The following is a 23,082-nucleotide window of genomic DNA, read 5'->3' as shown; positions in this document are numbered from 1 at the left end:
ATGGGCGTACGGCGGGTGCTGTCGGCACACGTGCGGTTCGGGGTGGGCGTCTTCGGGCTGTCCGCGATCGCGGTGTTCGCGCTCACCGCATGCTCGGACAGCGAGCCGGAAGCCGGCGGCACGCCTGCGCCGTCCGCATCGTCTGTGCCGGCCAGTTCGAGTGCGCCGATCCCGACCGCCTCCACGCCGTCGCTGACTGCGCTGCCGACACCGTCGAAGCCGTGGCCGACGCCGGCGGTCACCGGTGCGCCCGCGGACGACGCGCCACTGGCGGAGCGGATCGAGTTCGCGATCGCCAAGCAGGCGCAGGTCGCGGCCGGCAAGGCTGCCAGGACGACGGTGAAGTGCCCCGGGATCGACGACGTGGAGAAGCCGGGCAAGCACGAGCTGACCTGCACGGTCACGTACGCCGGGAAGTCGTACAGCGGCACGTTGACGGTCGACGCGAAGACGTACACCGCGTCGTACAAGTTCACCTCGGAGTCGGTCGCGATCGTGAAGCCGAAGGTGGTCGACGCCGTGCTGCGGACCGCGCCCGATGCGGCCAAGGTGACCTGCACGATGGATGATGTTGCCGTGGTCAAACATTCCGGTGAGCCGATCGCGTGCGACGTCACCACGACGGCGAACGCGGTCCAGCCCTACCAGGCCCAGGTCTCCGGCAACGGTCAGGTCCTGGTGGCGAAGGCCTGACTGTGGCTATTTCCTCCGCACCCCGCCACCCCGGCTTGAAGCTGGGCAACCTCACGATCGACACGCCCGTCGTGCTGGCGCCGATGGCCGGCATCACGAACGCGGCGTACCGGCGGCTCTGCGCGGAGCAGGGCGCCGGGCTGTACGTGTGCGAGATGATCACCTCGCGCGGCATCGTCGAGGGTGACCAGAAGTCGCTCGACATGCTCACCTTCGACGAGCGCGAGACGGTCCGCTCGGTGCAGTTGTACGGCGTCGACCCGGTCTACATCGGCCGTGCCGTCCAGCTCCTCTGCGACCAGTACGGCGTCGCCCACATCGACCTGAACTTCGGCTGCCCGGTCCCGAAGGTGACCCGCAAGGGCGGTGGCGCCGCGCTGCCGTGGAAACGCAACCTGCTCGGCGCGATCCTGCGGTCGGCGGTCCACGCCGCGACGCCGTACGGCGTACCGGTCACCATGAAGACGCGGATCGGCATCGACCACGCGCACCAGACCTATCTCGACGCCGGCCGGATCGCGGAGGAGTCGGGCGTCGCCGCCATCGGCCTGCACGGGCGTACGGCGGCGCAGGCGTACTCGGGTCAGGCGGACTGGAGCACGATCGCCGACCTCGTGCAGCACGTGAACATCCCGGTGCTCGGCAACGGCGACATCTGGGAAGCCGGTGACGCACTGCGGATGGTCGCGGAGACCGGGTGCGCCGGGGTGATCGTCGGGCGCGGCTGTCTCGGCCGGCCGTGGTTGTTCCGGGACCTCGCGGTCGCGTTCGCCGGTGGCGAGGCGCTGAACCTGCCGACGCTCGGCGAGGTGGCGCAGGTGATGCGGAGGCATGGTGAGCTGCTCGCGGACCTGATGGGGGAGCAGCGTGGGTTGCGCGACTTCCGCAAGCACGTCCCGTGGTACCTCAAGGGCTTCCCAGCCGGCGGCGAGTTGCGGGCCGCTCTCGGCATGGTCGACTCGTTGGCCCGCCTGGACGAGTTGCTGGCCCAGCTCGACCCCGACGTACCCTTCCCGGTCGCCGAACTCGGCGCCCCCCGAGGCCGCCAGGGCAGCCCCCGCGACCACATAGTCCTCCCCGAAGGCTGGCTCAACGACACCGACGGCCTCTCAGCCGACCTGACCGCCGCCGAACTAGGCGTCTCCGGAGGCTGACGGAACGCCGCCGCCCCCGCCGGCGAGTGGGAGCAGGACACCACCTTGTCGGGTGTGGGCTGTGACGACCTGGCTTCGTGCGGGGTCGGGCTGGTGGGGGACTGCGGGCGAGGTGCTAGCGGCGCCGACCCAAGCCGGGGAGGCCGCCGCTGACGATCCGGATTCGGGGCAGGACCATCCGGCGGCCGCTCGCGGCTGTTTTCGTGGGCCGCTTCTTCCTGGGGCTCTTGGTTTTGGTGCGTGGCTGAGGCTTCCTCGGTGACGCATGGGTCCTCTGCTGCTGCCTCATGAGTTCGCGCGCTGCCGCGTCCGGCGTATCGCAGCCGGTCAGCCAGACCATTGCCACACCCAGCCGCTCGCTCAGGACGGTGAGCGACTGCTCGTCGTGCGGCATCTCGAGCGGGGTTGCCCGGACGCCTGCGAACCGTTCGAACGAGAACCTCGCCGCCCGTCCCTGGTCATCGTCTTCGACCCAAAGCCACACCGGGACGGTCATCGTGCGCGCGTCTCCGTGCGCCAACTCTCAACCACAACCGGGTGAGGCCGATGGGAGCGACAGGCGCTTGGACCGGCAGCGCGGGCACACCGTCCGTCGGACTCAGGCGTGCGTTGGCTCGCCAGGTTCCGCCTTCGTCTTCCTCGAGCCACAGCCACACCGGTAGCGTCGGCCAGTCGTCTTCACCATCCTGTGGACGGTCCGCGTCGTTGAATTCGGACGGTACGTCGAGTTCGGTGGTGTGCTCGAGGGCCCAGGGCTCCGCGGGTTCGTCCTGCGTGTCGGCATCGTGCTCGGTCACCGTCTCGGGTCCGTCAGCGGCGACGCCGCTCGACGGGTCGACCTGCGCGGACTCGAGCGCCGCCTCCACGGATTGTTCTCCGGTCAACCGCATCAGGGCTTGGCTCAGCGCCCTGCGTACGGCCAGTCGACTCCGCGCCGAGGTGGGCATCAGCAGTTCCCGAGGGGTCACGTCATCGGTTGGGTCCAGGCATACCCACGCCAGGGAATCGTGACCGTCCTGCTCGCTCCACACCCAAGCCGGCACCCACCCCGGTCCGCGCTTCGCGTCGGGAGGATCCTCGATCGCCTCCCACCAGAGGACCAGCAATGACGCGGTCCGTGGCAACTCCAGCTCCACGGCCGGCACACCTCGGGTGTACGACAAGCGCACGAACGGTACGGACTCCCCGTTGGCATCGCCGTACTCCTGCAGCCAGACCCAGCCTTGGACGGTCGGCCACTTCTCCAACTCCCCGTTCCCCATCCGGGGAGTTTAGGTGTGCCACGGGGTGGCTTGGAAGGCGTCGTGATCGGCCGGCCGCCAGGTGTGTTGATAGTTATCTCGGGCTCCATCATTATGTGAGCGACTGCAGCTACGTCGGGGGTCGCGATGATTGATGAGCCGAGTGGGGGCGATCTTTCCCGGTTGCGGCAGCTCAACGCACTCGGCGTGTTGCGGGTTCTGCGGGATGAGCGGCCCTTGACGTTGACGGAGCTGGCCAAGCGGACGGGGTTGTCGCGGGCTTCGACCGAGGATGTTGCCCGGGACTTGCTGGCGCGCGGCTGGGTGACCGAGGTCGCCCCGGCCGGGGGCACCGTCGGGCGGCCGGCTCGGCGTTATCGGTTTCGGGCTGATGCCGGGCGGATTCTGGGGGTCGATGTCGGGGGGCACAAGGTGCTTGCCATGGTCACCGATCTGGAAGGGGCGGTGCTGCACCAGACGCGCGTCGCGGTGAACCCTCGGGCGGGGCGGCGGGAGCGGCTGGCGATGCTCGACGACTGTGTGCGCAGGACGCTTGCCGGGGCTGGTGTCGAGCCCGAACAGATCTGGTCGTCGGGGGTCGCCACCACAGGGCTGGTCGACGGCACTGGGAAGGTGATGTTCTCGGACTCCGTGCCGGAGTGGACCGGAGTCGATCTCGCCGCGCATGTGCGGCGACTGGTACCAGCGCCGGTTCGGGTGGAGAACGACTGCAAGTTGGCCGCGCTCGCGGAGTCATGGCGCGGTGTCGCGCGGCACGCCCGCGACGTCGTGTTTCTGCTGGCCGGTCTGCGGACGGGTGCCGGGTTGATCATCGACGGCAGGCTGCATCGAGGTTTCTCCAACGCCGCCGGGGAGATCGGCGCATTGCCGGCGGCCGGATGGTTGCGGGCGCCGCAGCACCTGAACAACTGGCTGAACGCCGGCACCGCCGACAGCCGGCCGCGCGCAGGTGCCACCAGCGCCGGCGACGACGTGGAGCCGGTCTTTCTCGCTGCCCGGGACGGAGAGCGTGGGGCGGTGCGGGCGGTTCGGGGGTACGTGCGCGACATCGCGGTCGGCGCCTCAGCACTGGTCCTCACGCTCGACCCGGAGTTGGTGGTGATCGGGGGCGGGTTCTCCCGCTCGGCCGACGTGCTGGTCGAGCCGTTGCGGCGTGAGCTGGATCGGTGGTGCCTGCGGACGCCGGAGATCAGGGTGTCGGAGTTCGGTGACGAGGGGGTGGCGCTCGGGGCTGTCCGGCTGGCTCTCGAGGAGGTCGAGGCGACCAGGTACGACGGGGGCCTGTCCGTGGTCCGCGGACCGGAGTCGGCCGAGCTCTTGACATAGTTTTCCTGGAGTCCATGATTATTCCCACGGTCGCAGGACGCGTTCAGGGAGGACCGATCATGAGACGGCTCGTTACCGGCATCGCCCTTGTCAGTCTGCTGTTCGCGTCACAGATCGCGGCGGCCCACGGCAGCGGGTCGGCGACGACCCGCGGCTACGCGCCGACCGATGCCGTGATCGCCAACCAGGAGCGTGGTTTCTACCACCACACCGAGACGCACTACCGGGCGGACGGCTCGGGGTACGTGCCGCTCGACGTGGCCAGGCTGCGCGGCTACCGGACCCAGGAGAACGTGACTCAGATCCTGCGCGTGTTCTACCTGGAGAAGTTCGCCGGTCAGGATCAACTCGACCCGGCCTACCTCGACCTGGTCCGGGCCGACTTCCGGACGATCCGCGCGGCCGGCCTCAAGGCGATCATCCGGTTCGCGTACGCCCAGCCGCCCGGCTGGCCGCCCACCATCCCGTACGGCGACGCACCCGTCGAGCGCGTCCTGAAGCACATCGCGCAGCTGACCCCTGTCCTGCGGGAGAACGCCGACGTGATCGCGGTGGTGCAGTCGGGCTTCGTCGGTCTGTGGGGTGAGGGGTACTACACCGACCACTTCGCCGACCCGCAGGATCCGAGCAAGGTCTCGGACCAGAACTGGGCGGACCGCCGCGCGGTAGTCATGGCCTTGCTGAAGGCGCTCCCCGCGGACCGGATGATCCAGGTGCGTACGCCGTACATGAAGCAGCGGATGCTCGGCGTACCGACCGGAGCCGAGGGGGCTCTGACCGCGGAGCAGGCGTACGACGGTTCGCCGGTGGCGCGGGTCGGTCATCACAACGACTGCTTCCTGGCCAGTCCGGACGACTTCGGGACCTATCTCAGTGACCCGATCGAGCTCGACAAGGAATTCGTTGCCCAGGACACCAAGTACGTGCCCGAGGGCGGTGAGACCTGCGCGGTCAACCCGCCGAGGTCGGAGTGGCCCTCGGCGGCCGCGGAGATGGCGAGGCTGCACTTCTCCTACCTGAACACCGACTACAACCGGGACGTGCTGAACAGCTGGGGTGACAACATCACCATCGCCAAGCAGCGGTTGGGCTACCGGTTCGCGCTGACGCAGGGAACGTTCACGAACGCCACCAGGCCAAGGGGAACCGTCGATGTCGAGCTGAAGATCCGCAACGACGGTTGGGCCGCGCCGTACAACCCGCGTCAGGTCCAGCTGATCTTCCAGGGTGACAAGCACAGCTACCGGGTGACCCTTCCGGACGACCCGCGGCGCTGGGCTGCCGGGACGACCACCACGCTCGACCGGCAGGTCTGCGCACCGGCGGTGCCTGGCAGCTATCGCCTGCTGCTCAACATCGCCGATCCCGCGCCTGTCCTGCAGTCCCAGGAGCGCCTGCCGGGTTCCACCGAGACCTACAACTCGGCGTACGCGATCCGGCTCGCCAACGCGGACACCTGGCAGGCCGCGACCGGCTACAACGATCTCGGCCACACCCTGACGGTCACTCCTCAGGACCGCAGCGACGCCTGCGGCAGCCTCCCCAAACCGCAACTCATGCGGTGAGACCCGGCACGTTGTGATCTGGTCCGACGACATCGCCGACGAGGCGGCGGCGATCCACACGCGGGTACGCCGGATGTTGCGAGAGTTCGGCATCCCCGGCGACCTCGTGTGGACCGGCGCCTCGAGCGTCCCGCGAACGCTGACCCGCGGCGACGTCGATCTCCACCTCCGGGTCCCACCGGAATCCTTCGCCACCACCGTGACGATGCTGAAGCACCGGTTCCCGGTCGGCAGCCCGCACTCCTGGGCGGACACGTTGGCCGTCTTCGACATCCCCGACCAGCCCCTGCCGACCGGGCTCGCCGTCACTCCGATCGACTCCGAGCACGACCGCCGCTTCACCCGCGCCTGGTCGCGCATCGCCACCGACCCCGCCACCCACCGCCGCTACAACGAGCTCAAGAGCCACCCCACCGACGACTACGAATCCCGGAAGGCTGCCTTCTTCAACGACCTGGCCTCGGCCAGGCCCTAAGCTCGGGGAATGGCGAGCAAGCCGGACGAGACGCGTGACGGGGTCCCGCTGACCAACCTGGATCAGCCGTTGTTCGACGAGGCCGACGCGACGAAGCGGGATCTGGTCGACTACCTGGATGCCGTTCACGAGCGGATCCTGCCCGAGTTGCGGAACCGGCCGCTGTCGGTGATCCGGATTCGTCCAGGGCAGCCGGCCTTCATGCAGAAGAACGTGCCGAAGTACACGCCCGAGTGGGTGAAGACCGTCTCGCTGTGGGCGGAGGCGTCCAGGCGGCAGGTGTCGTACGCGTTGTGCGACGACCGGCGGACACTGCTGTGGTTCGCGAACCAGCGAGCGGTCGAGTACCACCCGACCCTGATGCGCGCCGACCGCTGGGACCGCGTCACCCACCTCGTGCTCGACCTGGACCCGCCGGAGGGTGAGACGTTCGGCAAGGCCGTGCAGGCGGCGTTCCTGGTTCGACAGGCGTTGACCGACGCCGGGCTGTCGGGTGCGGTCAAGACGAGCGGGGCGAAGGGTGTGCACGTCTTCGTGCCGATCGACGACTCGGTGCCGATCGAGGACGCGGCCGCCGCGACCCGGGCGATCGCGGCGCGGGCCGAGCGGATCGACCCCGAGGTCGCCACGACGGCGTACATCAAGGAGGACCGGCACGGGAAGGTCTTCGTGGACTCGACCCGTTCGGGCGGGGCAACCGTTGTCGCCGCCTACAGCCCGCGCGTCCGGCCCGGCACGCCGGTGTCGTTCCCGGTCGGCTGGGACGACCTCGACCGGGTCAGCCCACGCGACTTCACCGTTCGCACCGCGCCTGGCCTCCTCGCCGATGCGGACCGCTGGGCCGAGCAACTACCTGCTCCCCAATCCCTCCCCGAGGACCTGCTCGAAGAGGGTCGCGCCATCCCGGTTGCCCGCGTCGCAGCCATGCATGAGGGTAAACGCCGCAAACGAGCCCAACAGGCCGCCGAAAGGGAAACGGACGCCTAGGCCTCGACCGCCGTTGTCAGGTCGAGGGCGTGGCGGCGGGTGGCGGGGTGGGGATGGCTGCGGAGGGACACGAGGAGTTGGCGCCATTCCGGCGACCAGCCGGCTCGCGGAGCGGCAGCGGCGAGGAGGACGTGCGCCAGAAGGCCGGAGGCCGGGTCCGGCGCTTGCACGATCGACGCGGTCACCGGCAGCACAGACTCCGGAGTCCAGGCCGGTTCGGTGATGACCAGCCGGTTTCGTAGCAGATCGGCCGCGGTGTGGGCTGCAAGCGGATCGTCGGCGACGGCCTGATGTAGCGCGGACAGTTCCTCGGCGAGACGCGCCAGTTGGAGCGACGTGACCAGTAGTTGCAGGCGGAGGTGGAGGAACTCCGCAGAGGTCAGCTCGGCGGCGACCTGCTTGAGAACTTGGCGGACCGCTGCCGACCGGCCGCTCAGCTGAGCCGACAACTGCGTCACCAGGTACGTCAGCCGTTGCCGCGCCGGGTGATCCCGGTCGGCGGTCGCATCAGGCAGGTCGGGATCGTCCTCGAGCCGGACCAGGAGGCGCACCGCATCGATCAGTTCGTCCAGCCCGTCGGACGGGTTGGTGGCAACGATGGCGACGAGTGCTCCGGTCGCGTCACGCCAGATCCGGTTGCGGATGGACAGGTCGCTGACGAAGTCCGCGCACACCCGAGCAGCAGCGCGGTTGAACCGCCCCCAACCCCGTAACGCCACGAGCGCAGGCCCGACCACTTCCGGCTCGCTCCTGGTCGTCACCGCGATCAGCAGATCCGTGTATCGCGACCGGTAGACGGCTGGTACGTCGTACGCGCGCCGCTCGCTCAGTGCCACAGCCGTCGCGGCAGAGTCGTGCACCGCCTGCTCCAGGACGGCCCAAGCGGCTGCGTCGTACAGCAGGTACTGCGACACCGTACGGACGATGGCAGCCCGTACATCCCGATGAGCACCCGCCCAGGCCTCCGTCAGCAGAGCACCCGCACCTGGCGCACGCAGCTCACCTAGCAGCCGCACCGCCTCCTTCCGGGACGTGACCTTCACGCTTTCACCAGTCAGTACGGGGAGCAGCAGTCCCGGCAGCAGACTGGGCCGCACGAATCGCGCAGCACGCGCTGCCGCGGACACCGCGACTCTGGCTCGGTCGTCGCCCGCGTGCGAGAGCAGCAACGGCAATACGAGGTCGGGTCGATCCGTCCAAGCCAGTCCGGCGAGAGCAGCCTCTTGCAGCAGGACGTCGTCGCTGCTGAGGAACTGGTCCAGTGATGCCCCCGGCACGTGCCCAAGCGCCTTCACCGCCGTCGCTCGGGACCACTGAGGCATCCGCTCATCACGTGCCACCTCGCCGAGCAACTCGGCGTACCGGGCCTGCTGCCGGGGCAGCCATAGCCGCAGCGCGTAGTCCGGCACCTCCCAGGCGGGACTGTTGCGATCGAACCGACGGATCTGATCCGCAGCGGCGAATACCGGATCGAGCAGGTCGGTGCGGAACTCGGTCACCGCCCACCACACCGGGTGCCAGCGGGCCATCCGGACATCGCGCTCGATGATCCGCCCGACCCGGTCCAGTCGGGTCTGCGGCGCGTCCAGCCAGTACCGGCAGGCCTGCTCGACGGTGTACTCCTGATTCGACCAGACCGCCTGCTCGAGCACCTCCTGCAGGTGGTCGAGCGACCAGGCCCGACGACCGAAGGACGCGGCCACGGCCAGCGCCAAGCCGAACTCGTTCCGTTTGGCCGCAGCCTCGATGGTCGGCCGCAGGGCGTCGTACACGTCGACCTCGCGACCCCGCGGCAGCCCGTCGATCAGGCCGTACAAGGTGATCAGTCCACGGTTCTCCGACAGCCGGGTGTGCGCCTGTAGACCCCACTCCAGCAAGGCGGTTTGGTTGCCCAGAGCACCTTGTACGACGGCGCGCTCGGCCAGCGTGGTGAGCGCCCGCCGGGTCGACCACGACGTGTCGCGGGCGTTCAGCGCGTCGGTCAACAGCGTCTGCAACGGCGTCGTCAGCGCATCCGTGAGGAGCGCTGACACCTCGGCGACCGCGCCGACGAGATTGAGGCGTACGACGTCCTGGTCGTTGCGCACCCGGTCGGCAGCCCAGGTGAGCGCTTGCGCGAGCTGCTCCGGTCGCCGGCCAGAACCGGCCGACCGGATGATCGCCTGGAGAACCGATGCGCGGACGCTGGCGTTGGGATCACGCAGCTCCGGCTCGAGCAACGCGAAGGCCTCGTCGAACGGAAGGTGGCCGGTGAATCCCCGACGCAGCGAATCGGCCTCACGGATGGCCGGGAGCGCCAGGATCCGGCGCGCCTGCTCGATCCGCAGCGCGTGCGGCAGGACCTGAAGCAACTCCGAACCGAGGCGTGCCTGGCTCAGGTCGAGCTGACTCGTCACCGCCTCGAAGATCCGCGCCCGACGCGACGGCGCCAACTCGCGTAACAGCCCGGACAGATCAGGCCAGACGATCCGGCCGAGAGCAGTCAGCTCATCGTCGGTATACCTGTGCAACCGCCGACGGAAAGCCGTTTGCAGCACACTCGGCACCACGGCCCGCCGGTCCGGGGCGAGGAGCAGGGCGAGCACGCCGGCCGGATCGCGATCGGTGAGCGGCCCGATGATGCCGAGCACCGCCACCGGCACATCGTGCGCCGGGATTGCATCCTTGATCAGTGCCAGCACCGCATCGGGGTCGTGGTCGAGTGCCGCGGTCACACCGTGGCCGACCCCCCGCCACCACTCGTCCCGGTCCTCGCCGGCCGGAAGCATCCGGTTCGCGAAGGTGAGGATTTCGTCGGGATGGTGCTTGGCGAGACGACGCCAGCCGCTCGGTGTCACGCAGTACGCCAACTCGGGCAGCAGCCGCGCCACCGTCGCGCGATCGGTGGCTTCGAGCAGACTGGCCGCGGCCACGTCTCCCCAGCGAGCCCGGTGTTCGTCGATCAGGCGCGTGGCGAGGTGTTCCCGGCGTTGCCGCCGTACCAGGGAGACGAGCTTCGTCCGCAGTGCCGCGGGTGCGTCGTCGTACACCATCCGGAGATCGTCGTCCGGGACCGGGACGCCGCGGCTGACGGCGGCCAGTGCACGGGACTGCACCGACGGATGCGGGTCGCGAAGGAGCTTGGCGACGTACGACGTGTCGCGGGTGACCTCGGCGATCTGGAGCCCGAGAGTTCGCTCGAACGCCTCACCCTGACCCAGCTCGTCGAGCAGGCCGGTCAGTCGGTGCGCCCGGTCCGCGAGCAGCCGTACTCGTTGTCCGTACGAGAGACCGTCGATCAACCGGAGAAGCTCACTCGCACGCATGCGCCCAATCCTGCCGAGCGCGGGTGTCATTCAGCCCGGCAGGGTGGCATCCAGCAGAAGTACGGCGGCCTCGCGGGCCCGAATCGCCGGGTCGGCCGAACCGGAGATCGCGGAGCGTGTGATGGCACCTTCGCTGAGCAGGATGAGATGGTCGGCCAGGCGTTCGGGATCGGGCGCGCCGGCAGCCTTCGCCAGCTCGGTCAACGCCTGGCGGAAGCCCTCCTTGTGCTGCAGGGCCAGCTCGGCGACGCGGGGTGAGACGGTGCCGAGCTCACCGAAGGAGTTGATGAACGCGCAGCCGCGGTAGTCGCGTTGCCTGAACCAGTCGTGCAGGAAGTCGAACACCGCGAGGATGCGGTCGCGCGGCTCGGTCGCCGCGTCGACGTGCTCCGCGAGCATCGACTTCCAGAGGGCGTCGCGGCGGGCGAGGTACGCCTCGATCAGCGCGTCCTTCGACGGAAAGAGCTGGTAGAGCCGCTTCAGCGACACCCCGGACGCGGCCCGGATCGCGTCCATCCCGACCGCCTGGACGCCGCGCTCGTAGAACAACTCGTCGGCCGCGTCCAGCACCTGCCGCTGCGCGGTCTCGGTATCGATCGCCATCGCCACATCCTCCGGGCCACGTGATCCGCGCCACTGGGCTTGCGCGGAGAACCATCGTTCTCCTAGAGTACATGACATCGCGGAGAACGTTCGTTCTCCCCCGAGAGTCCGGGAGGATTCCATGACTGTGCTCGAGCCCGCAGCCCAGGCCTTCGCCGACGCGACCGCCCAGCCGCCGTTCCTGTTCCAGCTGCCGCCGGCCGACGGCCGCAAGCTGGTCGACGAGGTACAGACCACCGACTACCCGAAGCTCGACATCGACGAGGAGTGGGTGACCGCGGCCGACGGCACGAAGGCCCGCATCGTCAAGCCGGCCGGCGCGACCGGCGTACTGCCCGTCATCCTCTACATCCACGGCGCCGGCTGGGTGTTCGGCAACGCCCACACCCACGATCGGCTCGTCCGTGAGCTGGCGGTCGGTGCCGGTGCCGCCGTCGTCTTCCCGGAGTACGACCTCTCGCCCGAGGTTCGCTACCCGCACGCGCTCGAGCAGAACTACGCGGTCGCCCGGTGGATCATTGCTTCAGGCAAGGACCACGGACTGGACTCCGACCGGCTGGCGATCGCGGGCGACTCGGTCGGCGGCAACATGACCGCCGCGGTCACCCTGCTCGCCAAGGAGCGCGGTGACGTGAAGTTCGTCCAGCAGGTGCTGTTCTACCCGGTCACCGACGCGTCGTTCGACACGGAGTCCTACCGGCAGTTCGCCGAGGGCTACTTCCTCCAGCGCGAGGGCATGCAGTGGTTCTGGGACCAGTACACGACCGACGAGAACGAGCGGAACCAGATCACCGCTTCGCCGCTGCGCGCCACCACCGAGCAGTTGGCCGGTCTGCCGCCGGCGCTGGTCATCACCGGTGAGGCCGACGTACTGCGCGACGAGGGTGAGGCGTACGCCGCCAAGCTGCTCGAGGCCGGTGTGCCGACGACCGCCGTACGGTTCGCCGCGATCATCCACGACTTCGTCATGCTGGACGCGCTCCGCGACACCTACGCGGCCAAGGCCGCCATCGACCTGGCGATCTCGACCCTGCGGACGGCGCTCAACTGACCTGCTCGAGTTCGGCGAAGGCATCGGCGAGCTTGGGGAGCGTGTAGTGCGCGTTGAGTCCGCTCGGGTTCGGCAGCACCCAGACACGGGTCTCGCCGATCACCCGGTCCTGTTTGCCGATGCGCGCCGTTCGTTCGCCGAAGGCGTCCCGGTACGCCGTGACGCCGACGACGGCAAGCCATTCCGGCTGGTAGCGGAGCACCTTGCGGACCAGGTTCTCCCCACCGGCCACGAATTCCGCGCGGGTCAGCTCGTTGGCCCGCGCGGACGGACGATCGACGACGTTCGTGATCCCGAGCCGGTAGGTCAGCAGCTCGGCTTGCTCTGAGGGCTTGAGCTGCCGGGGTGTGAACCCGCTCAGGTGCAACGCCGGCCAGAACCGGTTCCCGGGCCGGGCGAAGTGGTGGCCGGTCTCGGCGGACATCAGACCGGGGTTGATCCCGCAGAACAGCACCCGCAACCCGCCGTCGATCACGTCCGGGATCCCCTGCACAACCGCCACCCTACCCGGACGAGGCAGCCGAGTAGGTTGGGTGCATGCCTGACTGGTCTGCGCGGTTGAGTGAGTTGGCGGAGGCGGCGAAGGTCCCGGGCGCGGTGCTCGGGATCTGGTCCGACGGTGAGACGACGATCGCGCCGTACGGCGTACTGAACGCGTCGACCGGGGTCGAGACGACCGCCGACTCGCTCTTCCAGATCGGGTCGGTCAGCAAGCCGTGGACCGCGACCATGATCGTCCAGCTGGCCGCCGAGGGTCGCCTGGGTTTGGACGACAAGGTCGTCAAATTGTTGCCCGGGGCACCTATCGATGACCGTGTCACGGTCCGTCACCTGCTGACGCACACCAGCGGGATCGACGGTGACGTGTTCACCGACACCGGCCGCGGCGACGACTGTCTGGAGAAGTACGTCGCCCTGCTCGGCGACGTGGACAGCCTGTTCGAGCCAGGTACGGCGTACTCGTACTGCAACGCCGGATTCGTCCTGCTCGGCCGGATCATCGAGGTCCTGGACGGCCGGACGTGGGACGAGTCGCTCAAGGCGAGACTGGTCGAACCACTCGGACTCGCCAGGACCGTCACGCTGCCGGAGGAGGCGCTGCTGCATCGGGCCGCCCTCGGTCACCTGCTGACAGACGGCTCGCCGGTCAAGACCTGGCAGCTCCCACGCAGCATCGGTCCGGCCGGTCTGGTGACGCAGAGTGCGGGCGACCTGCTGGAATTCGCCATCCTGCACCTGACCGACGACCGCTACGCGGCCATGCAGGAGCCGCAGGTCCAGGACGTCGGTGGCGTCGGCGGCTTCCGCGAGCTCGGCCTGACCTGGCGGATCTACGACTGGGGCGGCCGCAAAATCTTCGGCCACGACGGGATGACGATCTCGCAACTGGCGTTCCTGCGGATCGACCCGGAGGCGCGCCTCGTCATGTGTCTGCTGACCAACTCCGGCAACGGCACCACGCTGTTCGAGCCGCTCGCCACCGAGGTCTTCACGCACTACGTCGGCGTCGCCCACCCGGAGCCGCCGCAGCCGGTCGACCTCCCGATCGACGACCGCCACGTCGGCCGCTACGAACGGGCCGGCGTGCGGCTGGACGTCGTACGTCGGGAAGACCGCCTGGTGATGAACTACCAGGCCACGGGGGACCGGCGGGCGTTCTCCGAGGAGCTGGTGCACGAGTACGAACTCCGCCCCGCCCTCCCGGCCGGCGGCGACCACTTCGTCACCCGCGAATCCCCGACCCACCCCTGGGTCCCGGTCACCTTCGCCCCGACGCACGTGTTCACGTCGGGCCGGGTCACGCCCAGGCGCTGAGATGAACCACGTGCGGTTTGGGGTGGGCGAGCTAACGTCGTCAGGGTGACCAGTGCACCTGCTGAATTACCTCGTAAAGCCGGTGACCTCCGGGCCGCCGGGTATACACCACGGTCGATCAAGGCCGAGATCCGTGACAATCTGCTGAGGGAACTCCGGGCGGGGCGTGATCCCTGGCCCGGGATCGTCGGATTCACCCGCACGGTGATCCCGCAACTCGAACGTGCCCTGCTTGCGGGGCACGACGTCGTACTGCTTGGTGAACGCGGCCAGGGCAAGACCCGGCTGCTGCGCACCCTGGTGGGTCTGCTCGACGAGTGGACCCCGGTGATCGACGGGGCCGAGCTGCCCGAGCACCCGCTCGACCCGATCACCCCCGAGTCGAAGCGGCGGGCCGCCGAGCTCGGCGACGACCTGCCGGTGACGTGGCTGCATCGCGACCTCCGGTACGCCGAGAAGCTCGCGACCCCGGACACGTCGGTCGGCGACCTGATCGGCGACGTCGACCCGGTCAAGGTGGCCGAGGGCCGCAGCCTGGGTGATCCGGAGACCATCCATTTCGGCCTGGTCCCGCGGGCGCACCGCGGGATCGTCGCGATCAACGAGTTGCCGGACCTGGCCGAGCGGATCCAGGTCGCGCTGCTGAACGTGATGGAGGAGCGCGACATCCAGGTCCGCGGGTACACGCTGCGGCTGCCGCTCGACGTGTTGCTGGTGGCAACCGCCAACCCGGAGGACTACACCAACCGCGGCCGGATCATCACGCCGCTGAAGGACCGGTTCGGCGCCGAGGTCCGGACCCACTACCCGCTCGACATCGACGCCGAGGTGGACGTGATCCGGCAGGAGGCCGAGTTCACCGCCGAGGTGGGCGAGCCGCTGCTGGAGGTGCTGGCCCGGTTCGTCCGGCATCTGCGGGAGTCGAACGCGATCGACCAGCGGTCGGGGGTGTCGGCTCGGTTCGCGGTGGCCGCGGCCGAGACGATCGCCGCGGCCGCGCTGCGCCGGAGTGCGATCACCGGTGAGGAGCCGGCCGTTGCGCGTCCGGTCGACCTGGAGGCGGTGCCCGCCGTACTGCGGGGCAAGCTCGAATTCGAGCCGGGCGAGGAAGGGCGCGAGATCGACCTGCTCGAGTACCTGCTACGCCGGTCCGTGGCGGACACCGCCCGGGAGCGGTTCGCCGGTCTCGACCTGAGCCCGCTGGCCCATGCTATTGCTGACGGCAACCTTGTGACGACCGGTGAGCGGGTGCCGGGGCGCGATGTGCTCGCCGCGCTGCCCGAGCTGCCGATGTTGCACGACGTCGCCGCCCGGGCGGGTGTGGATGCGGACGATTCGCCGGGTCGCATCGCCGCGGCGGTCGAGCTCGCCCTGGAGGCGCTGTACCTGTCCAAACGGGTGGCGAAGGACGCCGACGACGACACCACGGTGTACGGAGTCTGACCATGAGTGTGCTACCGGAAGGGTGGTCGTACGGGCCGTGGCACGACGGGCCGGATCCGCTGGCGCCGCCGGTGGACCTGCGTGACGCGCTGGACGAGATCGGCCGCGACGTGATGGGTGGTTCGTCACCCCGGTCCGCGCTGGAGGAACTGCTCCGGCGCGGCACCCGGGACATGCAGGGCCTGGACGACCTCACCCGCAGGCTGTGGGAGCGCCGCCGCGAGATCCAGCGGCGTCACAACCTCGACGGGACGCTGCGCGACGTGCAGCGATTGCTGGACGAGGCACTCGAGGCCGAGCGGCGCGAACTGTTCCCGAACCCGTCCGACGAGGCCCGCTTCAAGGAGGCCGAGCTCGACGCCCTTCCGTCCGGTACGGCGGCCGCCGTACGGGAGCTGGCCAACTACCAGTGGGAGTCTTCCGAGGCGCGGCAGAAGTACGAGCAGATCCGGGAGCTGCTCGGCCGGGAGCTGCTCGGGTCGCGGTTCGAGGGCATGAAGGAGGCGCTGCAGCAGACCACGCCCGAGGACGTTGCCCGGATCAACGAGATGCTGACCGACCTGAACGCGTTGCTCGCGGCGCACGCCCAGGACCGGCCGGAGGTCCCGCAGCTGTTCGACGAGTTCATGGCCGAGCACGGCGAGTTCTTCCCCGAGAATCCGCAGAACGTCGACGAGCTGATCGACGTCCTGGCGCAGCGGGCGGCCGCGGCGCAGCGGATGCTGAACTCGATGACCCCCGAGCAGCGGGCCGAGTTGATGGAGTTGTCGCAGCAGGCGTTCGGCAGTCCGCAGCTCGCCCAGCAGCTTTCACAGCTGGACGCGCAACTGCAGGCGCTGAGGCCGGGGGAGGACTGGAGTGGTTCGGCCCGGATGAGTGGCGACGATCCGCTCGGTCTCGCCGATGGTGCGCGGGCGATGTCGGATCTGGCCGAGCTGGACGCGCTGGCCGAGCAGCTCGCGCAGTCCTATCCGGGCGCGCGGCTGGAGGACATCGATCTCGATGCGCTCACCCGGCAGCTCGGCGAGGAGGCGACGGTCGATGCCCGTCGGCTGAGCGAGCTCGAACGGCAGCTTCGTGAGCAGGGGCTGCTGGAGCGCGCGCCTGACGGTTCGCTGCGGTTGTCGCCGAAAGCTCTGCGCCAACTCGGTCAGACGGCGCTGGCCGACGTACTGCGGACCGCCCGCGGCTCGGGTGAGCGGGACGCGGCGAACGCCGGCGCGGCCGGCGAGCTGAGCGGGTCGAGCCGTCCTTGGCAGTTCGGGGACACCCAGCCGTGGGACGTGCCCCGCACGGTGCGGAACGCCGTACTGCGCACCGCCTCGCGCAGTGGGTCGGTCAAGCTCGACGTGGCCGATGTGGAGATCGCGGAGACCGAGCACCGGGCGCGGGCCGCGGTCGCGTTGCTGGTGGACACGTCGTGGTCGATGGTGCAGGAGGGCCGCTGGCTGCCGATGAAGCGTACGGCGCTCGCGCTGCACCAACTCATCTCCACCCGCTACCGCAACGACGCACTCCAGTTGATCACCTTCGGGCGGTACGCCGAAGTCGTCGAGCTACCGCAGTTGATCGGGCTGGAAGGCGCCTGGGAGCAGGGGACGAACGCGCATCACGCCCTGCTGCTGGCCGGCCGCCACCTCCGTCGGCACCCGGACGCCCAACCGGTCGTGTTGATGGTGACCGACGGCGAGCCGACCGCGCACCTGGAGCCGGACGGCGCGGCGGAGTTCTCGTATCCACCCGAGCCGGCCACGTTGCGGAAGACGATCTTCGAGGTGGACCGCCTGGCCAAGCTCGGCGCTTCGCTGACTGTCTTCCGCCTCGGCGACGACCCACGCCTCAACGCCTTCGTCGACCTGCTGGCCCGCAGAAGCGGCGGCCGCGTCCTGGCCCCCGACCTCGACGGCCTGGGAGCAGCCGTCGTCGGCGACTACCTGCGGACCCGCCGCAAGCTGTAGCGGCACGACCCCGGAAGCAGGGTGTTACCCATCTCCACGGTGGATGACACCCTGCTTCTGCGTTTCCGTGGGAAACGTGCCGATTGTCTCGCGTTGTCAACCAGGGAAGGGTTTTCCGGCCTTCGACCTGTGGGCAGAGTCACGTCGACATGGTGAGACCAGTGTTCAACTGGACTGGTTTTTGGGCTTACTCTGAAAACACGCCCCCGCCGCCGGAGTCGATGGGCCAGCGGGCCATCTCACCGCGCCTACACCGCCTGAAACCCAGGGAGTGATCGTGCCGAAACTCGTCTACGACTTCGCCGAAGGCAACAAGGACATGAAGGAACTGCTCGGCGGGAAGGGGGCGAACCTGGCCGAGATGACGAACCTCGGTCTCCCGGTGCCACCCGGCTTCACGATCACCGCCGAGGCCTGCCGTGTGTACCTGGCCACCGGCGCGGTTCCGCCCGAACTGGCGGACGAGATCGACCACCACGTCGACGCGTTGCAGCAGGCGATGGGCAAGAAACTCGGCCAGGCCGACGACCCGCTGCTGGTGTCGGTGCGTTCCGGTGCGGCGGTGTCGATGCCCGGCATGATGGAGACGGTTCTCAACGTCGGCCTCAACGACGACTCGGTGAACGGGCTCGCGCACCAGTCCGGCAACCCGCGGTTCGCCTGGGACGCCTACCGCCGGCTGATCCAGATGTTCGGCAAGACCGTGCTCGGCATGGACGGCGACGTGTTCGAGGATGCGATCGAGGCGGCCAAGGAGGCCAAGGGCACCCGCAACGACCTCGACCTGGACGCCGACGACCTCGAGGCCCTGGTCAAGACGTTCAAGCGCGCGGTGCACGAACACACCGGTCGCGAGTTCCCGCAGGACCCGCGGACCCAGATGGACCTCGCGATCGAGGCCGTGTTCCGGTCCTGGAACTCCGATCGGGCCGTGCTCTACCGCCGCCAGGAGCGGATCCCCGCCGACCTCGGTACGGCCGTCACCATCTGCTCGATGGTGTTCGGCAACCTCGGCATGGACTCCGGCACCGGCGTCGCGTTCACCCGCGACCCCGCCACCGGCCAGCCCGGCGTGTACGGCGACTACCTGCAGAACGCGCAGGGCGAGGACGTGGTGGCCGGCATCCGCAACACCGTTCCGCTCGCGGACCTCGAGCAGCTCGACAAGACGTCGTACGACGACCTGATGGCGATCATGGCCAAACTCGAGGGGCACTACCGCGACCTGTGCGACATCGAGTTCACCATCGAGCGCGGCAAGCTGTGGATGCTGCAGACCCGGGTCGGCAAGCGGACCGCGGCGGCGGCGTTCCGGATCGCGACCAGCCTGATCGACGAGGGCGTGATCGACACCGACGATGCGCTGCGCCGGGTGAAGGGCGCCCAGCTGGCGCAGCTGATGTTCCCGCGGTTCGACGCGGACGCGGACAAGGAGCGGATCACCAAGGCGATCGGCGCGTCCCCGGGTGCGGCCTCGGGCAAGGTCGTGTTCACCTCGGCCGCCGCGGTCGAGGCCGCGGAGAACGGCGAGAAGGTGATTCTGGTCCGGCGCGAGACGAACCCGGACGACCTGCACGGCATGATCGCGGCGCAGGGCATCCTGACCAGCCGCGGCGGGAAGACCTCGCACGCGGCGGTGGTCGCCCGCGGCATGGGCAAGACCTGTGTCTGCGGTGCCGAGGAACTCGACGTGAATGTTGCCCAGGGCACCATCAAGGTGAACGGCACGGTGATCAGGGCAGGAGAGACGATTTCGATCGACGGCACCACCGGTGAGGTGTTCCGCGGCGAGGTCCCGGTCGTCCCGTCTCCGGTGGTCCAGTACTTCGAGGGCTCGCTGGACCCGGACAGCGACGAGCTGGTCGCGGCGGTCCACCGGCTCATCACGCATGCGGACGAGGTACGGCGCCTCGGCGTACGGACGAACGCGGACACCGCCGACGACGCGGCCCGGGCCCGGCGGTTCGGCGCCGAGGGGATCGGGCTGTGCCGGACCGAGCACATGTTCCTGGGCGAGCGCCGGGAAGCGGTCGAGCGGCTGATCCTGGCCGACAACGACGCCGACCGGGAGGCCGCGCTGGCCGAGCTCGAGCCGTTGCAGCGCGGCGACTTCCTCGAGTTGCTGGCCGCGATGGACGGGCTGCCGGTGACGATCCGGCTGATCGACCCGCCGCTGCACGAGTTCCTGCCGTCGATGGAGGAGCTGGCGGTCAAGGTCGCGGTGGCGCGCGAACGGGGTGAGGACCCCGGACACGACGCCGCGCTGCTGGCCGCGGTCGAGCGGCTGCACGAGGAGAACCCGATGCTCGGCCTGCGCGGGGTCCGGCTCGGGCTGGTCATCCCCGGCCTGTTCGCGATGCAGGTGCGGGCGATCGCGTCCGCGGCGGTCGAGCTGAAGCAGCAGGGCAAGGATCCGCGGCCGGAGATCATGATCCCGCTGGTCGGCGCCGTCCAGGAGCTGCACCTGGCCCGCGACGAGGTGGAAGCCGTGCTCGCCGAGGTGGGCGTGGAGTGGCAGCTGCCGATCGGCACGATGATCGAGCTGCCGCGGGCCGCGGTGATCGCGGACCAGATCGCCGAGGCGGCCGACTTCTTCTCGTTCGGGACCAACGACCTGACCCAGACCACGTGGGGCTTCAGCCGCGACGACGTCGAGGGCGCGTTCTTCGCCCGCTACCTGGAGAAGGGCATCTTCGCGGTGTCGCCGTTCGAGTCGATCGACCGCGAGGGGGTCGGTGCCCTGGTCCGGACCGGCGTCGAGCGCGGCCGCGAGACCAAGCCCGACCTCAAGCTCGGCATCTGCGGCGAACACGGCGGCGACCCGGACAGCATCCACTTCTTCCACGAGGTGGGGCTGGACTACGTGTCCTGTTCGCCGTTCCGGATCCCGGTCGCGCGGCTGGAGGCCGGCCGTTCCGCCCTGGACTGAGAACCGGCGGCGCTCACCGGTTCGTGCTCACTAGTCTTCGGGCATGAACCGGGAGCAGCTGCGCCAGACGTTCGGGGAAGACGCCGAGTTGTACGACCGGGTCAGACCGACGTACCCACCGGCCCTGTACGACGACCTCGCGGACCTGCTCGGGCATCGGGACGAGGTCCGGGTGCTGGAGATCGGACCCGGCGCGGGACAGGCGACGGGCCCGATGGTCGAGCGCGGCTGGTCGGTCACCGCGGTCGAGCTGAGTCCCGACCTGGCTCGGCTCGCCCAGGCCAAGCTGCCAGACGTCGAGGTCGTCGTGGCGGACTTCGACACGGTGGAGTTGCCGGCCGCGTCGTACGACCTGGTCATCTCGGCGACCGCGTTCCACTGGCTCGACCCGGCGACCCGGGTGGCGCGGTGTGCCGACGTACTGCGCCCGGGCGGGATCCTCGCGGTGGTGTCGACCGAGCACATCCTCGGCGGCAGCGTGCAGATCTTCGCGGACGCGATGCGCTGCTACCAGCAATTCATGGACGACGCGGACACCACCGGTCTGCAGCCAGCGGACGCCATCCCGCAGGATTCGTCGGAGATCGACGCCGGCGGCCGCTTCGGGCCGGTGGAGTTCCGGCGGTACGAATGGGAACTGACCTATTCGACCGCGGAGTATCTCGACGTGTTGTCGTCGTACTCCGGTCACCGGGCCTTGACAACCGAGCGGCGTGACGGACTGTACGGCTGTATCGGCGCCCTGATCGACGCTGCGGGCGGTTCGATCACCAAGCGTTACCTGACTCAACTGTCCGCAGCAATTTCCTTGACCAACCCCTTGCATAGCGGCTCGTCGAGCGGTGAAAATGACCGGGCGGGAAGGGCGATCACTCGTCGACTTTCGGGTCTGACCTGAACCAGCCGCTGTGGCGGCTCGTGACACCCTTCCCGCACCAAATTCCCTTGCAGTGCAGGCCGTGTAGGGTTTTCGGCATGGCCCTCTTTGTCGTGCAACTGCGCTTCGACCTCGCCGAGACCGACCGCCGGATGGAGGTCCGTCCGGCCCACCGCGAGTACCTCACCTCGCTCAAGGAAGCCGGCAAGCTGGTGGCCGCCGGACCGTTCACCGACCAGACCGGCGCGCTGCTGGTGTACGACGTCGCGGACGAGGCCGAGCTGCGCGACATCCTCGCGAAGGACCCGTACACCCCGGCGAACGTCTACGAGATCGCAACCCTCGCGGAGTGGCAACCGCTGTTCCCCCTGAGCTGACGCTGCCGAGGGATCAGGCGTCGGTGGCTTCGAGGTCGAGGTGGTCGACGTACGCCCAGAGCCAGACGATGGGGGCGAGCACGAGTTCGGGTTCGCCGTCCTCGTCGGCGACGAACACCATCGACGCCTCGCCGTTCGAGATGTCCTCGATCACGGCTTCGCAGACCTCGATCGCGGCTTCGAACGGCAGCAGGCGCGGTCCGTGCTCCCAGCGCGGCTGGGGGAGCGGCAGCACCGGCGCCTCGTCGGTGCCGTCCAGCTCGACGGACACCTTCTGCAGCTCCTCGTAGAGGTCGAAGGTGATCAGTCCGGCGAGCGGACGGCCGTCGAGCCCGATCAGGTACGGGTCGTCGGAACCGTTGCGGAAGTTGTCCCGCAGCTCCGGCAGCGCGGCCTTCAGGTCGGTCGCCTCCAGGTACGGCGCCTCGGCCGGCTCGTCCTCCTCGACCTCGACCAGCCCGCTGCGCATCTCGTCGAACTGGTGCAGCAGATCGTTCAGCTCGTCGTACGCACCGCCGCCCGGAGCCTTCTCCGCGCGCGCCTCCAGGTCGCGCAGGTGCTCGACCAGGTCGTCCTCGAAGTGCAGCTCGTACCGCGGCAGGCCGGGCTCGCGGCCCGCGTTGATCTGGGCGACGAGTTGCGTTGCCACCGGCCCGAGCCGCTCGGCCAGCACTTCGAGGGGCGTGGTCGGCTTCTCCTCGTCGTCGTGCGCGCAGGAGTCGTCCTCGACCTTGCCCTCGTTCTCCATCGCGAGCAGTACCTGGAACGCCGGGAACGCGACCAGCGCCGCGGTCGCCATCATCCCGTCGCCGATCAGCATCAGCGGGTTCCCGCCGGCCTCGGTCCGGCGCAGATGATCGGGCAGCAGTACGGCGGCCTGCTCGACGTTCACCTGGCTGGCCAGGGAGGACAGGCCGTGGTCGGTGTCGACGCCGAGCAACTCGATCAGCCGCTCGGAGCTCATGTCGAAGTGGGAGCGCAGGTAGTAGCGTAGCCAGCCGGCGTCGACCGGGTTCGCCAGCAGTTCCGCGATCCGGGCCCGGAAGTCGGCCAGGTCCGCGATCGCCAGCACGACCAGCACCGGCTGGTCGCCGTCGCCGATCACCAGCGGCCGGGTGTCGCCGTTCTGGAAGCCGTCGATCACCTGGTGCAGGCTGTCCGCCGCCGCCTCGAGCGGCCACGACTCCGCCTCGAACTCGTTCATCACCGCGGCGGAGGTGTCGTCGGGCATCTGCTGATCCTCTCCGGAGGGCGGCGGGAGT

At 69.3% G+C, this 23,082-nt stretch carries 19 protein-coding genes; 13 read left to right on the top strand and 6 right to left on the bottom strand.

Features of this window, described 5'->3' with window-relative positions; translation table 11 throughout:
- Together ACYVOK_RS21190 and dusB are read left to right on the top strand one after the other, a co-directional pair.
- On the top strand, positions 1–693 hold the full coding sequence (locus ACYVOK_RS21190; RefSeq protein ID WP_460664215.1) for a hypothetical protein: 693 nt from the start codon (positions 1–3) through the stop codon (positions 691–693).
- Between the two features lie 2 nt (positions 694–695).
- On the top strand, positions 696–1,847 hold the full coding sequence (dusB, locus tag ACYVOK_RS21185; protein WP_460664214.1) for a tRNA dihydrouridine synthase DusB: 1,152 nt from the start codon (positions 696–698) through the stop codon (positions 1,845–1,847).
- A 115-nt stretch (positions 1,848–1,962) separates the two neighbouring features.
- On the opposite strand, the gene ACYVOK_RS21180 is transcribed toward dusB, so the two are convergent.
- Both ACYVOK_RS21180 and ACYVOK_RS21175 read right to left on the bottom strand, forming a co-directional pair.
- Positions 1,963–2,343, bottom strand: a complete 381-nt coding sequence (locus tag ACYVOK_RS21180; protein ID WP_460664213.1) for a hypothetical protein — start codon at positions 2,341–2,343, stop codon at positions 1,963–1,965.
- The gene (locus tag ACYVOK_RS21175) at positions 2,306–3,109 is read right to left on the bottom strand and encodes a hypothetical protein (protein ID WP_460664212.1); all 804 of its coding nucleotides are present in this window, start codon (positions 3,107–3,109) and stop codon (positions 2,306–2,308) included. The genes ACYVOK_RS21180 and ACYVOK_RS21175 overlap by 38 nt, the downstream gene beginning before the upstream one ends.
- A 126-nt stretch (positions 3,110–3,235) precedes the next feature.
- On the opposite strand from ACYVOK_RS21175, the gene ACYVOK_RS21170 reads away from it, so the two are divergent.
- The 4 genes from ACYVOK_RS21170 to ligD are packed head-to-tail and all read left to right on the top strand — an operon-like array spanning position 3,236 to position 7,462.
- Positions 3,236–4,435 (top strand): ROK family protein, encoded by a 1,200-nt coding sequence (locus ACYVOK_RS21170; protein ID WP_460664211.1) that lies wholly within the window; start codon positions 3,236–3,238, stop codon positions 4,433–4,435.
- A 59-nt stretch (positions 4,436–4,494) separates the two neighbouring features.
- Positions 4,495–6,000: a DUF4832 domain-containing protein gene (locus ACYVOK_RS21165; RefSeq protein WP_460664210.1), complete on the top strand. Its 1,506-nt coding sequence runs from the start codon at positions 4,495–4,497 to the stop codon at positions 5,998–6,000.
- Positions 6,001–6,013: 13 nt separating this feature from the next.
- Entirely contained in the window at positions 6,014–6,475 is a 462-nt protein-coding gene (locus tag ACYVOK_RS21160; protein ID WP_460664209.1) for a hypothetical protein, read from the top strand.
- Between the two features lie 9 nt (positions 6,476–6,484).
- Entirely contained in the window at positions 6,485–7,462 is a 978-nt protein-coding gene (gene ligD / locus ACYVOK_RS21155) for a non-homologous end-joining DNA ligase (protein ID WP_460664208.1), read from the top strand.
- Here the strand turns inward: ligD and ACYVOK_RS21150 are convergent.
- Positions 7,459–10,767, bottom strand: a complete 3,309-nt coding sequence (locus tag ACYVOK_RS21150) for a hypothetical protein (protein ID WP_460664207.1) — start codon at positions 10,765–10,767, stop codon at positions 7,459–7,461. The genes ligD and ACYVOK_RS21150 overlap by 4 nt on opposite strands.
- Before the next feature lie 30 nt (positions 10,768–10,797).
- Entirely contained in the window at positions 10,798–11,370 is a 573-nt protein-coding gene (locus tag ACYVOK_RS21145; protein ID WP_460664206.1) for a TetR/AcrR family transcriptional regulator, read from the bottom strand.
- Between the two features lie 121 nt (positions 11,371–11,491).
- Between ACYVOK_RS21145 and ACYVOK_RS21140 the strand changes: the two genes are divergently transcribed.
- The gene (locus ACYVOK_RS21140) at positions 11,492–12,421 is read left to right on the top strand and encodes an alpha/beta hydrolase (RefSeq protein ID WP_460664205.1); all 930 of its coding nucleotides are present in this window, start codon (positions 11,492–11,494) and stop codon (positions 12,419–12,421) included.
- Here the strand turns inward: ACYVOK_RS21140 and mug are convergent.
- Positions 12,414–12,914, bottom strand: a complete 501-nt coding sequence (gene mug / locus ACYVOK_RS21135; protein ID WP_460664204.1) for a G/U mismatch-specific DNA glycosylase — start codon at positions 12,912–12,914, stop codon at positions 12,414–12,416. The two genes, ACYVOK_RS21140 and mug, sit on opposite strands and share 8 nt — an antisense overlap.
- Positions 12,915–12,958: 44 nt before the next feature.
- Here mug and ACYVOK_RS21130 point away from each other — a divergent pair, with 44 nt between their 5' ends.
- From ACYVOK_RS21130 to ACYVOK_RS21105, 6 genes are all read left to right on the top strand, one after another.
- Positions 12,959–14,236: a serine hydrolase domain-containing protein gene (locus tag ACYVOK_RS21130; protein ID WP_460664203.1), complete on the top strand. Its 1,278-nt coding sequence runs from the start codon at positions 12,959–12,961 to the stop codon at positions 14,234–14,236.
- A 45-nt stretch (positions 14,237–14,281) separates the two neighbouring features.
- On the top strand, positions 14,282–15,679 hold the full coding sequence (locus ACYVOK_RS21125) for an ATP-binding protein (protein WP_460664202.1): 1,398 nt from the start codon (positions 14,282–14,284) through the stop codon (positions 15,677–15,679).
- A gap of 2 nt (positions 15,680–15,681) precedes the next feature.
- On the top strand, positions 15,682–17,637 hold the full coding sequence (locus ACYVOK_RS21120; RefSeq protein ID WP_460664201.1) for a vWA domain-containing protein: 1,956 nt from the start codon (positions 15,682–15,684) through the stop codon (positions 17,635–17,637).
- A gap of 277 nt (positions 17,638–17,914) precedes the next feature.
- Positions 17,915–20,566 carry a pyruvate, phosphate dikinase gene (gene ppdK, locus ACYVOK_RS21115; protein WP_460664200.1) on the top strand — a complete coding sequence of 884 codons (2,652 nt, stop codon included), beginning with the start codon at positions 17,915–17,917 and terminating at the stop codon, positions 20,564–20,566.
- Positions 20,567–20,609: 43 nt separating this feature from the next.
- Positions 20,610–21,464 (top strand): class I SAM-dependent methyltransferase, encoded by an 855-nt coding sequence (locus ACYVOK_RS21110; RefSeq protein ID WP_460664199.1) that lies wholly within the window; start codon positions 20,610–20,612, stop codon positions 21,462–21,464.
- Positions 21,465–21,541: 77 nt separating this feature from the next.
- Positions 21,542–21,820 (top strand): YciI family protein, encoded by a 279-nt coding sequence (locus ACYVOK_RS21105; RefSeq protein WP_460664198.1) that lies wholly within the window; start codon positions 21,542–21,544, stop codon positions 21,818–21,820.
- 13 nt (positions 21,821–21,833) lie between these two features.
- Here ACYVOK_RS21105 and ACYVOK_RS21100 read toward each other — a convergent pair whose 3' ends face one another.
- Positions 21,834–23,051, bottom strand: a complete 1,218-nt coding sequence (locus tag ACYVOK_RS21100) for a hypothetical protein (RefSeq protein ID WP_460664197.1) — start codon at positions 23,049–23,051, stop codon at positions 21,834–21,836.
- Positions 23,052–23,082 lie beyond the last annotated feature (31 nt).

Source organism: Kribbella swartbergensis (genome assembly GCF_054784135.1).
Note: the sequence above shows the minus strand (reverse complement) of the source record. Positions and strands in the feature narration are given on the sequence as shown.

Coding starts and splice junctions, on each gene's coding strand:
- ACYVOK_RS21175 (WP_460664212.1), bottom strand. CDS start 3,109: ATGGGGAACGGGGAGTTGGAGAAGTGGCCGACCGTCCAAGGCTGGGTC.
- ACYVOK_RS21110 (WP_460664199.1), top strand. CDS start 20,610: ATGAACCGGGAGCAGCTGCGCCAGACGTTCGGGGAAGACGCCGAGTTG.
- ACYVOK_RS21130 (WP_460664203.1), top strand. CDS start 12,959: ATGCCTGACTGGTCTGCGCGGTTGAGTGAGTTGGCGGAGGCGGCGAAG.
- ACYVOK_RS21180 (WP_460664213.1), bottom strand. CDS start 2,343: ATGACCGTCCCGGTGTGGCTTTGGGTCGAAGACGATGACCAGGGACGG.
- ACYVOK_RS21100 (WP_460664197.1), bottom strand. CDS start 23,051: ATGCCCGACGACACCTCCGCCGCGGTGATGAACGAGTTCGAGGCGGAG.
- ACYVOK_RS21145 (WP_460664206.1), bottom strand. CDS start 11,370: ATGGCGATCGATACCGAGACCGCGCAGCGGCAGGTGCTGGACGCGGCC.
- ACYVOK_RS21170 (WP_460664211.1), top strand. CDS start 3,236: ATGATTGATGAGCCGAGTGGGGGCGATCTTTCCCGGTTGCGGCAGCTC.
- ligD (WP_460664208.1), top strand. CDS start 6,485: ATGGCGAGCAAGCCGGACGAGACGCGTGACGGGGTCCCGCTGACCAAC.
- ACYVOK_RS21150 (WP_460664207.1), bottom strand. CDS start 10,767: ATGCGTGCGAGTGAGCTTCTCCGGTTGATCGACGGTCTCTCGTACGGA.
- ACYVOK_RS21190 (WP_460664215.1), top strand. CDS start 1: ATGGGCGTACGGCGGGTGCTGTCGGCACACGTGCGGTTCGGGGTGGGC.
- ACYVOK_RS21165 (WP_460664210.1), top strand. CDS start 4,495: ATGAGACGGCTCGTTACCGGCATCGCCCTTGTCAGTCTGCTGTTCGCG.
- ACYVOK_RS21120 (WP_460664201.1), top strand. CDS start 15,682: ATGAGTGTGCTACCGGAAGGGTGGTCGTACGGGCCGTGGCACGACGGG.
- ACYVOK_RS21140 (WP_460664205.1), top strand. CDS start 11,492: ATGACTGTGCTCGAGCCCGCAGCCCAGGCCTTCGCCGACGCGACCGCC.
- ACYVOK_RS21105 (WP_460664198.1), top strand. CDS start 21,542: ATGGCCCTCTTTGTCGTGCAACTGCGCTTCGACCTCGCCGAGACCGAC.